This is a genomic window from Arcicella aurantiaca, from assembly GCF_003148625.1.
Classification (GTDB): domain Bacteria; phylum Bacteroidota; class Bacteroidia; order Cytophagales; family Spirosomataceae; genus Arcicella; species Arcicella aurantiaca.
Genome location: NZ_QGGO01000003.1, coordinates 157,474 through 171,801, shown reverse-complemented (window position 1 = coordinate 171,801; position 14,328 = coordinate 157,474). Strand labels below are relative to the sequence as shown.

The window sequence follows — 14,328 nt, the reverse complement described above, 5'->3', positions numbered from 1 at the left end:
CAGTAAGCCACTATTCCGCAACAAAGTAATTATTTCCAAACATTAGATTATTTATCAACTAAAAAAGCCTGATAATAATGTTTATCTCAAATTAACGGTCTTGGTCAAGCATACCGATAAACCGTCAAAAGAACGCATGATTAACGAAGAAGCAAAAGAAATTAAAGAAGAAGTCGAAGCACAAGCTATCGAAACAAGTGAAGCTACTGAGCAAGTAGAAACACCAGTAAGTGAGGTATCAGAAACCTCTGAAACCGCCCAAGAAGTAATTGCTGAAACAGTTGTGGAAACGCCTGTTGAACCAGTAGCAGAACCTATTGCAGAAGCAGTAGAAGTTGCTGAATCAGTAATTGAAACTACACCTATTGAAGTAGTAACTCCAGAAGCCGAAGTTGCAGAAGCTCCAGCAGTTGACTATTCTAATTTTGGCAAAAAAGATTTTGTTCAAGCATTAGAAAAATTATTGGCTGAAGTAAAAGAAAGTCCTTCAGTAGGTTCTTTCAGACGCTCTGAAGACACTTTGAAAGAAGTACGTCCACTTTTTGAACAAATCAAGTCAACTGAAAAAGCAGAAGCTCTTGCAAAATTCAAAGCTGAAAATGAAAATTCAGAAGAAGGTTTTGATTACAAATTCGATGCTGATGTTGAACAATTTGACGCACTTTTCAAGGCATTAAAAGATGAACGTTCTAAGTATTTCCAAAGTATCGAGAAAGAAAAAGATAAGAACTTCAATCAAAAAACCGAGCTTATCAATCGCCTACGTACATTGGTAGAAGGTGAAGATAGCAACGACCCTGCACACATCAAGTCAGGTTTTAACGAATTCAAGAAAATTCAAGACGAATGGAAAGCCGCAGGGAATATCAATTCTCCGCACAACAATACTTTATGGCAAACTTTCCACGCCTTAGTTGATAGATTTTATAGTAACCGTAGTATTTATTTCGAATTATTAGAACTTGACCGCAAACGTAATCTTCAACAAAAGATTGAACTTTGTACCAAGATTGAAAAAATTTCGGAAGCCTCTAAAACAGAAACCGTTACAGGTAAAATGTTGGACGAAGCAGTTGCGGCTTTTGAAGAATACAAACACATTGGACCAGCTCCAAAAGAAGAAAACGAATTAATTTGGCAACGTGTTAAAGATGCTTTAGATGTAATTTATGGCAAACGCCGTGAGCAATCAGAAGCATCAAAAGCAGAAGCAGAACAAGTTTTTGCCTTGAAAGCTTCAATTGCTGAATTGATTGAACCGTTTGCAAGCTTCAATTCAAGTTCAATTTCAGAATGGAACGACCGTACAAAAGCTCTTTTGGCTCTTCAAGACCAATGGAACAATGTAAAAGGTTTCATGCCGAAAGAAAAAGGCAAAGAATTGAGCGACAAATTCTGGGCTGACATCAAAACTTTCTTCCGTAATAAAACTGAATTCTTTAAAGTTTTAGAATCAAAACGTGAGGAAAATTTAGTAGCTAAAACGGCAATTATTACTGAAGTTGAAACACTTTTAGCGAGCGGAGACGAATCGCAAGAAGCAACCAATACCGTAATTCGTTTACAAAAAGAATTCCGTGAAATTGGTCATGTTCCTGAAAAAGATAAAGATTCAATTTACGAAAAATTCAAAACTGCTTGTGATGCGTTCTTTAACGCTAAACGTGCTAAGAATCAGACAGTTGAAAAAGACTTTGAAGCTAATTTAGAAAAGAAAACTGCACTTTGCGAGTTAATTGAGTCTGAGTCAGTAGAAGGTGCAAATACGGCAAGATTAGCAGAATTTAAGTCGGAATGGTCAGCAATTGGTTTTGTTCCAAAGAAAGATATGCAAACAATTGGTAAGCGTTATATCAATGCTATCAATAAGTATGTAAGTGCAATGGGCAAACTTTCAAGCAAAGAAAAAGAGCAATTGACAATTCAAGAAGGCGGTTCTCGTCCTCCACGTGGCGAACGTCCAGAGCGTCATGAGCGTAACGACAGAGGTGGAAATAGAGATTATAACTCAAATAATTCTGGTGGTGGAAATAACGATGTTCGTCGTAAAATTCAAAATATTGAAAACGACATTGCAACTTATAGAAACAACTTAGAATTCTTTGCGAAATCTAAAAATGCTGATAAATTACGTCAAGATGTTGAAGCTAAAATCCAAGCGGCTGAAAAAGAATTGGCAAAATTGAAAGAGCAAGCGAAATAAAAAGTATTAGGTTTTGGGACTTAGGGATTAGTAAACTAAAATCTTAAAATCAATATTTGTTTTCTTCCAATATAAAAATAGGCGAGCAGAAATGTTCGCCTATTTTGTTGTATGAACCCAATTTTAATTCTCTCCGTTATTCAATAAGTGGTGATTAGTTATTGGTGATTAGAAAACTGGTAAAATGTGTATTTCCAAAATTTCAACGCTGACAGGGTTTTTCAACCCTGTCAGCGTTAGGCGGATAAATTCATTAAATTGACTGCATTAGAATACTATTCATCCTGAAAATGTAATATAATAGAGATAAGCAAATAATTCCCCGACTTAATTAACAACCATTCAATGGCTCGAAACTCTCCCAATAATCTCCCAGAAAATAAACCAAATATTCGTGAACGTCTAAAAGCATTAGCCAATTTACCCGCATTTTTGAAAGAAGTTTATCAGACTTCTCCGAGTTTGACTATTGGCAATACTTTGCTTCGGTTATTGCGTTCTTTAATGCCCGTTTCGTCATTATATGTAGCAAAATTGATTATTGATGAAGTAATTTTACAGGTCAGTAATACCCCAAAAGACTTTCATCATTTGTATTTATTAATCGGTGCTGAATTTGCATTGGCAATCATTGGTGATTTATTAGCAAGAGGTATTAGTCTGACAGATAGCCTTTTAGGAGATTTATTTGCTAATAGAACATCAGTTCAATTGATGAAACACGCAGCCTCTTTGGACTTGGCACAATTTGAAGATGCTACTTTTTACGATAAACTTGAGCGTGCCAGACAACAAACCGCTGGACGAACGATTTTACTTTCGCAGACACTCGCACAAGGGCAAGATGCCATCACGATGGGATTATTATTGGTTGGTCTTATTGCTTTCAATCCTTGGTTAATTTTGCTTTTATTAGTTGCCGTTATCCCTTCATTTTTAGGAGAATTACACTTCAATGCCAAAAGCTATTCCCTGCAATATGGCTGGACTCCCCAACGGAGAGAGTTAGATTATTACCGTTTTATCGGGGCAAGTGACGATACCGCCAAAGAGGTAAAATTATTCGGACTTTCAGATTTTTTAATCGACCGATTTCAGACTTTATCAATCCAATATTTCAAAGAAAACCGTAAACTTTCCATTGAACGAGCCTCATGGGGAAGTTTGCTTTTAGCCATTGGCACGTTGGGGTATTTTGCAGCTTATGGAATCATCATTTTTCAAACTGTAAATGGTGCAGTGACCATTGGTAGTTTAACATTTTTGGCGGGTTCTTTCCGTCAACTTCGTGCTTTGTTAGAAGGAATTTTAGGACGTTTCAACAGTATTTCGCAAGGAGCTTTATATTTGAATGATTTATTTGAATTTTATAAAATTGAACCCAAAATTACCTCTCCTGTCCTTGCAAGACCTTTCCCGAAAGAAATCAAAGAAGGATTTAGATTTGAAAATGTGGGTTTTAAATATCCAAATTCCGATAAATGGGCAAATCGTCATCTGAATTTCACCTTGAAAGTTGGAGAAAAATTGGCTTTAGTCGGAGAAAATGGTGCAGGAAAAACAACGCTCGTAAAACTTTTAGGGAGATTATACGACCCCGACGAAGGCACAATTTACTTGGATGGCTTCGACCTTAAAGAATACAATTTGTCAGAACTTAGAGAAAGAATTGGCGTTATTTTCCAAGATTTTCAGCGTTTTCAGTTTACTGCGGGAGATAATATTGCCGTTGGCGATATTTCAAGAAGGGAAGTTTTACCTGAATTGCAAAGAGCCGCTCATCAAAGTTTGGCAGATACCGTTATTGAAAAATTACCTTTAAATTATGAACAACCTTTAGGCAAACGTTTTGCAAAAGGCGTTGAGCTTTCGGGTGGAGAATGGCAAAAAGTGGCTCTTGCACGTGCGTATCTGCGTGAAGCCGATGTGTTAATTTTAGACGAACCAACCGCAGCACTTGATGCCCGTGCAGAATATGAGGTTTTCAAGCGTTTTGCAGAATTGACCAAAGGAAAAACGGCAATCTTAATTTCCCATCGTTTTTCGACGGTACGCATGGCAGATAGAATTTTGGTATTAGACAAAGGACAAGTGCTTGAAATAGGAACTCACCAAGAATTATTAGCTCAAAACGGACGTTACGCAGAATTATTTAATTTGCAAGCGGAGGGTTATCGATAGTTTTTTTAATGGAACACGGATTGAACGGATTAGACACGGATTAGATATTTATTTTCAAAGTCAAATCTCAAATAAATTTCATAAAAAATCTTTGAAATCTGTGTCCAATCCGTTCAATCAGTGTTCCATTTTAAGTATTCATGAGAAAAATCATCCACATAGATATGGACGCATTTTATGCTTCTGTTGAGCAAAGAGATAATCCATCTTTGCGTGGAAAACCTGTGGCTGTGGGTGGTTCTCGTGAGCGTGGCGTTGTTGCAGCTGCCAGTTATGAAGCACGTAAATTTGGCGTTCGGTCGGCGATGTCATCTATTATTGCGGCTCGAAAATGCCCGAATCTAATCTTCGTAAAACCTCGATTTGAAGCCTACAAAGCCGTTTCTAATCAAATCAGGGAAGTTTTTTTAGAATATACTCCATTGGTTGAACCTCTTTCTTTAGACGAAGCCTATCTTGATGTTACCGAAAATTTAAAGGGAATTCAATCGGCAACCCAAATTGCACAAGAAATAAAAATCAAGATAAAAGAACGCACTCAATTAACGGCTTCTGCGGGTGTTTCCTATAATAAATTCTTGGCAAAATTAGCTTCTGACTACAATAAACCTGACGGATTATTTGTGATAAAACCCAATCAGGGCGAGAAATTCGTGGAAGATTTAGACGTTTATCGTTTTCACGGAATCGGCAAAGTGACGGCGGAGAAAATGAATAAAATGGAGATTTTCACGGGATTAGATTTGCGACAAAAAGACGAAGCCTTTCTTCGTAAACACTTTGGAAAAGCAGGTGGCTATTATTTTGACATTGCTCGTGCCGTGGATAATCGCCCTGTAAATCCCGACAGAATTAGAAAATCAGTTGGTTCTGAAAACACTTTTAATACTGATTTAGAAACAAAAATAGAATTGGAAGCAGGTTTAGCTCCGTTGATAGAAGATGTTTGGCGTTACTGCAATCGTACTCACGCTTACGGCAGAACAGTCAGTTTAAAAGTAAAATATCTTGATTTTCAACAGATTACCCGTAGCAAAACAACTTTGTCGAGTATTATGGACAAAGCATTTTTTGAGAAAATTGCTTATGATTTATTAGAGCAAATTCTACCCGTCCCGAAAGGAGTACGATTATTGGGAATTTCTCTTTCAAATTTAGAGTTTGCCGATGAAATGATTGGGAAACAACTAACGCTTAATTTTTAAACAACAAAGCCTTCTGAATTTACTCCAGAAGGCTTTGTTGTTGTTGTTGTATATAAATTGTTATGCTTTATACAATACTTTTTTAACTGCATCGATTGTTCCTTGTACACTTGGAAGAATTGCTTCTAACAATGTTGGAGCATACGGTAAAGGTAAATCTTTTGAGTTGACACGGATAACTGGAGCATCCATAAAATCAAAGGCAAAACGTTGAATGTTATAAGCAATTTCAGAAGAAAGTGCTGCAATTGGGTTTGCTTCTTCAACCACTACACAACGATTTGTTCTTTTTACAGAATCAAGAATTGTTTCGTAATCAATTGGTCTAACAGTTCTTAAATCAATCACTTCTGCATTGATTCCCATTTTCGTTAATTCTGCAACGGCTGGCATAACTACTCTTGAAAGCATTTTACCGAAAGTTACAATAGTAACGTCTGTACCTTCTTTTACGATGTTTGCTTTGCCAATTGGCGTTAAATATTCTCCATCTGGTACAAGTCCTTTATCGCCATACATCAATTCTGATTCCATGAAAATAACTGGGTCGTTATCACGAATGGCAGATTTTAATAAACCTTTTGCATCAGCAGGATTTGAAGGAACTACAACTTTTAAACCTGGTGTATTAGCAAACCAGTTTTCAAAGTTTGATGAGTGTTGAGATGATAATTGTCCAGCATTACCAGTTGGTCCACGGAATACAATTGGACAAGAATACTGACCGCCTGACATTGACATCATTTTGGCAGCAGAGTTAATTACTTGGTCGATAGCTACCAACGAGAAGTTGAAAGTCATGAATTCCACAATTGGACGAAGACCATTTGCTGCCGCACCTACTGCGATACCTGCAAAACCTAATTCAGCGATTGGCGTATCAATTACTCTTTCTGGACCAAATTCGTCTAACATTCCTTGCGAAACCTTATAAGCACCATTGTATTCGGCTACTTCTTCGCCCATTAAAAAAACCGATGCGTCTTTACGCATTTCTTCGTTCATGGCTTCACGGAGTGCCTCTCTGAATTGTATTTCTCTCATTTTAAAGTTGTCAGTTTATGAGTTTATAAGTTTATGACTGTAAGACTATTGAGCAAGAATCTATCACATAAAGTAAATTTGAGATAGCATTTTACTCAATTATTCATAAACTTTAAATCCATACAAAATTAGGCAAGAAAGTTTATTCTGCCAACGTGTAGAATACTTAATTGTTAGTTTAATATTTACTTACTTCTGCATGGGTTGCCACTTTAAGTAAGTTGCCGAACGCCAAAGCCATTCCATTGGGCCATAATTGAATTTTGAGAGCCACCATTTACTAAAAATAATTTGTAAAATGAATATGCCAATTCCGATTAAATAACACCAATCTGCATTAAATTCTCCTGCCAAACCAAAGCCAATTCCATAAAACAACATTACGCCTATTACACTCTGTAACAAATAGTTAGTCAATCCCATTTTACCAACAGAAGCAAATTTATCCAAAATCCAACTCATACTTTTTAGGTTCAGCAATAAAGAAATACCCGTTAAATATAATAAAGTCATCATAACGCAATGAATGGCGTATAAGGTATTGGCAATAATATTCATCCAATCACCCAATTTCTCCCATAATTTTAATTGTTCAACCGTGATAAAAAAGGCAACGATAAAAATATTCGCAATCAAACTCAACCACATTATCTTTTTGAAAAGTGGTTTATATTTTTCAAAATTTTCAAAGAATCGTTTTTTCCCAACCCAAAGTCCCAACAAAAAGAAACCCAAAGTAATGTAAATTCTACCCGACGAAAATTGGAAATCCGCTTTAGATTTAAAATCTCTAAAATTTTGAGCAACAACGTCTAAATATGTTCCTTTTTTCAGTGTATTGTACGAATCCACGGTTTCTTTTTCATACTTTTCTACTTCAAGTTCTTGCTCTTTTTCGGTTTTAGGTTTTTCTTTAGGCTGTGTTTTTTGTACAACATCACGAATAATTACAGGCATATTCAAGATAAAAAACAAAATACCAATCCACAGAACTTTATTACCTACATTCCGAAAAAGTATCATGATAAATCCCAAAACTGCATAAATTCCTAAAATATCGCCTTTCCAATGAATATGATGGACAAAACCAATAATGAATAAAATCACTAAACGCCACATAAATCTTTGAATGAATCGAGTGTCGTCGTCTTTACGTTGGAGTAATTGAATAGCAAAGCTGAGTCCGAATAGAAATGAAAAAAGGGTGTAAAATTTCCCATCAATAAAAATTCCACCAAAATAATTGGCAATGGCAGTTCCTACGTCATTCTGATATTTTTGCCAAACTGTGGCAGGGATTCCTCCTGCAATGAACCAGCCACCAATATGGGCTAAAATAATTCCTAAAAGGGCAAAACCACGTAATCCATCAATCAAGAAAATTCTTTCTTTGGGTGCAACAAGGGCATTTTTCATAGTGCTTAGTTTAAAAGAGCTAAAGGTTTTAATGACTATTAGATGATAAATTAAGCAAAAAGGTTGCAAACCAAAAAATGTAAAAAATGTTAATTAAGTTGATATATTTTCGGTTCTACTAAAATACTCATTGCCAAGCGATACCCCGATAAAAATGCCCCTTCTACATTCCCAATTCCAAAGCCATCTCCTCCTAAATAAATATTTTTGTTTTCTATTTGATAAAAAGGTTGTTCATAACGCTTACACGCAAGGCTATAACGCCAACGATGCACTTGGACTGAAACGATATTTTCGGATATAATCCATTGATTAACAGACGATAACATCATTTCAGCAACTTCTTGCAAATTATCTTCTAAATGTTTTTTGCTAAATTCCGCTGAAGCGTGGATGGTTACCGTTGGAATTTCGGTAATTCCTTTTTGAAAATTATCGGCAATCAATGCAACGGGTTGATTTTCTAAAATAATTCCTCCGCTTGGTATTTCTGTGGCTTGTTTCAAAACTGCCATAACGGCAATACATGGGTCATATTCCACAGAATTGATGACTGATTTATCCTTTTCTGAAAACGAAATTTCAGAAGCCATAAAAAGGTCAATTACTTGCGGAATTGGTATGGTAATAATCAGATTATCAAAACAATATGTATTTCCAGATTCAGTCCTAATCTCGTTTTTGGCAATCAAAACAACTTTTTCATTCAAATGAATCGTTAAATCAGTCGCCATTTTCTTGGGAATGGTATTCATTCCCTTCGCTCCGATATAACGCACATTTTGACGTTGGGTTAAATGCCATTCTTTGGTAATTTCTTCAGTTTGAAGTTCTGAAATTAATGCTTGAAATTCCGCAGATTTTACTGAGAAATATTGAGCTCCGTGGTCGGCTTTGGCATTTTCTATGGTTCGGGTGGACATCCTTCCTCCTATGCCACGACCTTTGTCTAAAATCGTTACGTCGTGTCCTTTTTCTACTAAAACTTTGGCAGCAGAAAGCCCTGCTATTCCTGCTCCGATAATGACTGTTTTCAATATTATTGATTTTTGAATATGTGGTGATTCGTTATTGGTTATTTGAAAATGGGTAAAATGCTTTTTATCAATTTATTATATTTTAAGGAATTACCCGATACATTTAAAATATTAACCATTTTCAACTTTAGATGTTTTATAAAACAAAAAGAGAACTCTTGCGAAGTTCTCTTTTTGAAAATCTAAATATGTAAAAGAATTAGAAACGAATCTGTAAGTTAGCATTGAACATTGTTCCTAACTGACTGAATTGTGACCCGTTATATCCAAGAATATCATAACGACCACTGAAACCTAAGAAACCTCTCAATAATGCTTTTTTCTCAGGTGTATTGATTGCCGCTGCACCTGCTGCATTTTGAGCTTCTAAATCCCATTTTGGTAAAATATTCAACAAGTTGTTTGCATTAGCCGTGAAAGAAACGTTTTTGCTGAAATTATAGCTTACGCTTAAATCTGTAACAACAGCAGGTTTGAATACTGCTTTGATATTTTCCATATCAGAACCACCATTATCTAAATCTTGGAAAGCTGTTGAGCCAAATAATGTATTAGCTAAGTTTACATTCCATTTTTTCACACCATAATTAAAGGCAAGAATTGCTTTGTATTTCGGACGGCTTTCTGTTAATAATGACTTGATTTGCGTGTTCAAAATACTTGAACCTGCTGCTTTAATTGCATCTGGAGTAACAGGATTTCCTACTATTTCGTTTTGCAACATAACATTTCCTGCCAAATTAACCCCTAATTTACCTTGTCCTAAATTGATGTTTTTATAAGCAATTACAAAGTCAATACCTGAGTTTACAGTTTCAATACCATTGATGAAGAATTGAACGGTTTTCACACCTGCTTGAGTCAAAATCTTTCCTAAAGCACTATTTGGGTCACCTGATGAAATTGATGAACTATATACAATTCTGTCTTTTACATTGATAGTAAAATAGTCTAATGTAATGCTCAAATTGTTAGTTGGATTCAAACCTAAACCAACAGTATAGTTAGTTGATTGTTCTGGTTTAAGAGCAGGAATACCTAATAATCTTGCTTGAGAACTTCTGTTGTTAAATAAACCTGACAATTGGATAGTTCCACCCACGAATGCTGCTTGTGTTGATTGTGCATAGATTTGGTGTAACGTTGGAGCTCTAAAACCTGTTGAAGCCGAAGCTCTTAAAACCACTTTATCATCAGCTAATTTATAACGAGTTGATAATTTCCAAACATTTTTTGAACCAAAATCGCTATAATTTTCAGTACGAACTGTACCGTTGATTAAGAAATCTTTAGAAACATCATAGCTTAAATCTAAGTAAGCACCTACGTTGAAACGTTGGTTGCTTCCTGCATTTGCTGCCAAAATACCCGGGAATGAGTTAGAGCCTTCTCCTGTGTAAGATGCTTCGTCACCTCCAACAATTGTATATTTTTCAGAACGAGCTTCCATACCGAAAGCGATACCAAATTTATCTGTAATCGCTTTAGAAACGTCGATGTTACCAACGATATGGCTAAAACCGTATCCACCTGGTTTAAAACGAGTTGGACTTGATGTTCCTAAAGTACGGTTTACGGTATTATCAACGGTATAATCTTGCGTATTTCCACCAATTGTTAAACTTGCATCGTGTTTCCATCCATTGGTTTCTCCTCTGATTCCTAATGAAGCATTGTAATCAATCAAATCTCCTTCAAAGGTTGGCACATAACCCACATAACCTTTGTACATATCTACGTTATCAGTTGAAAATGCTAAGGTTTCTTTCGTGATATAGTTTTTACCGCCATTGTCTGTAACACTGTGTAACAAACCACGGTCTTGTCTCCAATATGGAGTACGATAATTGGCAAAACTTGATACACGTTTTACAACCATTGCAGCGTTTCCGTACAATTCATTTTTTTCACCAACTGGAATACCAAAATTCACTAAGAATTTACCTGCGGTGATTTCTCCTGTTCCGTTGATATTTCCACCTGTTGGATTATCTTTCAAAAATCTTGTAATTAAAGCGTCTTGAGCAGGACTTCCTCCAAATGTTGCAATTTCAGTTGGAACATGAATAATACCAGAACGCACTGCCGAATTTTGATGAGAAAAATCTACGGTATAATTCACAAAACCTTTAGTACCGAAATTTCCACCACCATTTAAAGCTAAACCATACGTTCCGCCGTCACCTGCCGAAGTAATTCCAGAGTTAAAATTCAATGAAGTATATTCATATTTATCCTTCAAAATGATGTTCATAACGCCTGCAATAGCATCAGAACCGTATTGAGCAGAAGCACCATCACGTAGAATTTCTACACGCTTAATTGCGTTTTGAGGAATGGCAGAAATATCCACGCCTGTTTCACCACGACCAGGCGAGAATTGAACATATAATAAAGAACTCAAGTTTTTACGTTTTCCGTTTACAAGCACCAAAGTACGGCTTGGTCCCATGTTACGGATTTCCCAAGGGTCTAATAAAGTAGTGGCATCATTTACAGGCGTATTTACCGTATTGAAAGATGGTACACTGTATTGAAGAGCTTTATCGAAGGTAGTTTGACCTGTCATTTTCAAGTCACTTGCTCCAATAATATCAATTGGAAGGGCTGCATCTGTAACCGTTCTTTGAGCATTACGACTACCCGTTGAAACAACAACTTCATCAAGTTGAGTAGTAGAAGGAGCAAGCTGAACATCAATAACTGTTGCAGAACCAACCGTTTGGGTTACAGAAGTGTAACCAATAAAAGAGAAGACTAATTTGCTACCATCCGCAGCAACAATTTTGTAATTACCGCTGGCATCAGTAACAACACCACGACTTGTACCTTGCACAGATACGTTTACACTTGGAATAACAGCACCGCTTGAAGCATCTGTAACTTTTCCCGTTCTTTCTTGGGCAAATAGAGTACCCATAGTCCCGAACATTATCAGGACAAATGATAAAATTTGTTTCATGTGATTATTAGAAAAGGTTAATGTTAAATAAAATAACAAACCCTAAATTAGCATATTTTGTCTTCAGTAATTAATTACTTGAAACCAAATATTATTCTGACTTAGGGTACAATTAGCAATTATTATTTTATTATTTCGCAATTAACAGATAAAATTTGAAAATCCCAAAAATGTATCTCCTTGCTTTTGTCAGTTATAAATAAAAGTTAAATTTTCTACTTCAAGTTGAACTTTATTTTTCAGAAATTGTACTTTACTATGTTTTTAAAAGTTAAACTACCGTTTTAATAGGGTGATATTCCTCTATTTTTAATCTACGAAGCAAAATGTATTTTCTCTCTTAGTTTATCAAGCATCAATAAAAATAAACGGAACTGTATCCTTATTAATGAAGAACCGCTAACGGGCAATTCCATTGTGGGTAAAAACCGCCATCAGGGGTTAATATGGTCAAAATTTTATTTTGCATTAATAAGTACATAGTTCCGAAAATAAATTAGTGAGTCCATGTTAATTCTCTTAATTTTGCACACTGCTAAAACAAGAATACACAAAATTTCGTGGGATGAATATGAATTAAATCATACACATCAAGCGATTATTTTTTACATTAAAACAAGGTAAATATGTCGAATAACGATATTTTGAAAAAATTGAGAGTTGCTCTTAGTCTTCGTAACGATGACATTATTCATATTTTATCATTGGTTGGTTTTAAAGCAACCAATGCAGAATTAGGCGATATGTTCAGAGCAGAAGACCACCCTAAATTCAAAAAATGTGGCGACCAAATTCTTCGCAATTTCTTAAATGGTTTGGTGATTCATCTGAGAGGTCCGAAAGAAGAAAAAGAAGAGAAAGTTTAATAGACTTCTTGCAAAAGAATAAAATAAAGGCACGGGCGATAATCTGATAACATTGGATTCTCGCCAGTTGCCAACTGTCTGCTCCATTCATTAAAATCATCTTCAAGTGTTGTACTTATTGAAGCTGTTTAAACTTTTAAGATTTGATAAATGCCACAAATGCTTCTGGCTCATCGGGTGTTAAAAGAATTTTCTCTTCCTCAGTTGTTATCACTAATACAAAATTGTCCTTGCGAGTGACATACCACGTCATTTTCCCCAAAGTAGAATTCCAGAATTTACCATAGCTACCGAAAAATCCACCCGAACCGAATGTACGAATACTATTTCTGACTTTGGATTCATCAATCATTTCTACTGATTGAATATCACGTCTCTTAATTTCGACATCACCTATCAAACGATGTATCAAAAGTTTATCGTCAGAAACCGAATAATTATTGGGACGGTATGCGTAAGCAATTAGGCAAATAATGATTATCGGAATGATGGATATTAATAAAATTTGTTGGTCAGTTTGTCCAATTTTGTAAATTGAAAAGCCCACAATTCCAGCAATTAAGACTAATACTGCCGAAGTTGTGATTTTAGTAGATTGGTCTAATGAAGTAGTAAAAATTTTCATTTTTTAGGGATATTTAATTGTCTTCGTGAAAGTAGATAAAATTACATCACCTTCCAAAGTAATTTTAAGGCATCCATTAATTCTCCATGATAATTGGCAGCAATTGGTACAAAAACATTGTCTGTTACGTTTATTTGATGCTTTTCTACTTTCAAAACGTGATTGAGATTGACTAAATACGACTTATGAATCCGCATAAATTTATGTTTTGATAAAGACTCAATTGCTTCCGTCATGGTCATACGAGTGAGCGTTTTTCTATTCTTCTCTTTGAAGGTCAAATAATTTCCTTCCGACTGTACATAGAGCAAATCATCAATCACAATTCGTACTAAATCATAACCTTCTTTCACAAATAAATAAGGCATATCAGCTTCTTTTCCTTTTACTTCTTGCATTCCGTCATACGCTTTTTGGCAAGCCTTCATAAATCGTGTAAATTCGATTGGCTTCATCAAATAGTCGATGGCGTTCAAATTGAAAGCATCAACGGCATATTGAGAATACGCTGTCACGAAAATTACCGACGTATTTTCTGGTAATAACTGCGAGAAATCTAATCCCGTAATATCAGGCATATTGATATCCAAAAACACTAAATCAACAGGATTTTGCTTGATATATGCTAAGGCTTCTTTGGCACTTACAAACGTAGATTGCAGGTCGAGGAAACTTACTTTTTTGGCATGAGCTTTAATAACTTCTAACGCTAATGGTTCGTCGTCGATGGCAATGGCTTTGAGCATTTTGAGTAACACAGGTTTTAACCTGTCATTAGTTAAGGTGGTA

General features: G+C 35.6%; 10 protein-coding genes. 4 read left to right on the top strand and 6 right to left on the bottom strand.

What is annotated here, in order from left to right; genetic code table 11:
- The first annotated feature begins 100 nt into the window (after positions 1-100).
- The 3 genes from LV89_RS03950 to dinB all read left to right on the top strand — a co-directional run bounded on the left by LV89_RS03950 (position 101) and on the right by dinB (position 5,589).
- On the top strand, positions 101-2,203 hold the full coding sequence (locus LV89_RS03950) for a DUF349 domain-containing protein (protein WP_229201468.1): 2,103 nt from the start codon (positions 101-103) through the stop codon (positions 2,201-2,203).
- 345 nt (positions 2,204-2,548) lie between these two features.
- Positions 2,549-4,384: an ABC transporter ATP-binding protein gene (locus tag LV89_RS03945; RefSeq protein ID WP_109741565.1), complete on the top strand. Its 1,836-nt coding sequence runs from the start codon at positions 2,549-2,551 to the stop codon at positions 4,382-4,384.
- Positions 4,385-4,524: 140 nt separating this feature from the next.
- The gene (gene dinB, locus LV89_RS03940) at positions 4,525-5,589 is read left to right on the top strand and encodes a DNA polymerase IV (protein WP_109741564.1); all 1,065 of its coding nucleotides are present in this window, start codon (positions 4,525-4,527) and stop codon (positions 5,587-5,589) included.
- A 60-nt stretch (positions 5,590-5,649) separates the two neighbouring features.
- Here dinB and LV89_RS03935 read toward each other — a convergent pair whose 3' ends face one another.
- The 4 genes from LV89_RS03935 to LV89_RS03920 form a co-directional block, all read right to left on the bottom strand.
- Positions 5,650-6,633 carry a pyruvate dehydrogenase complex E1 component subunit beta gene (locus tag LV89_RS03935; protein WP_109741563.1) on the bottom strand — a complete coding sequence of 328 codons (984 nt, stop codon included), beginning with the start codon at positions 6,631-6,633 and terminating at the stop codon, positions 5,650-5,652.
- A 189-nt stretch (positions 6,634-6,822) separates the two neighbouring features.
- Positions 6,823-8,049 (bottom strand): DUF418 domain-containing protein, encoded by a 1,227-nt coding sequence (locus LV89_RS03930; protein WP_109741562.1) that lies wholly within the window; start codon positions 8,047-8,049, stop codon positions 6,823-6,825.
- An 89-nt stretch (positions 8,050-8,138) separates the two neighbouring features.
- Positions 8,139-9,086, bottom strand: coding sequence for an NAD(P)/FAD-dependent oxidoreductase (locus LV89_RS03925; protein ID WP_158279504.1), 948 nt, complete (start codon positions 9,084-9,086; stop codon positions 8,139-8,141).
- 199 nt (positions 9,087-9,285) lie between these two features.
- On the bottom strand, positions 9,286-12,048 hold the full coding sequence (locus LV89_RS03920) for a TonB-dependent receptor (protein WP_109741560.1): 2,763 nt from the start codon (positions 12,046-12,048) through the stop codon (positions 9,286-9,288).
- 626 nt (positions 12,049-12,674) lie between these two features.
- On the opposite strand from LV89_RS03920, the gene LV89_RS03915 reads away from it, so the two are divergent.
- Positions 12,675-12,914 carry a DUF1456 family protein gene (locus LV89_RS03915; RefSeq protein WP_109741559.1) on the top strand — a complete coding sequence of 80 codons (240 nt, stop codon included), beginning with the start codon at positions 12,675-12,677 and terminating at the stop codon, positions 12,912-12,914.
- A gap of 136 nt (positions 12,915-13,050) precedes the next feature.
- Here the strand turns inward: LV89_RS03915 and LV89_RS03910 are convergent, their stop codons facing one another.
- Together LV89_RS03910 and LV89_RS03905 are read right to left on the bottom strand one after the other, a co-directional pair.
- Positions 13,051-13,539 carry a PH domain-containing protein gene (locus LV89_RS03910; protein WP_109741558.1) on the bottom strand — a complete coding sequence of 163 codons (489 nt, stop codon included), beginning with the start codon at positions 13,537-13,539 and terminating at the stop codon, positions 13,051-13,053.
- A gap of 41 nt (positions 13,540-13,580) precedes the next feature.
- Positions 13,581-14,285 (bottom strand): LytR/AlgR family response regulator transcription factor, encoded by a 705-nt coding sequence (locus LV89_RS03905; protein WP_109741557.1) that lies wholly within the window; start codon positions 14,283-14,285, stop codon positions 13,581-13,583.
- Between the last annotated feature and the right edge of the window lie 43 nt (positions 14,286-14,328).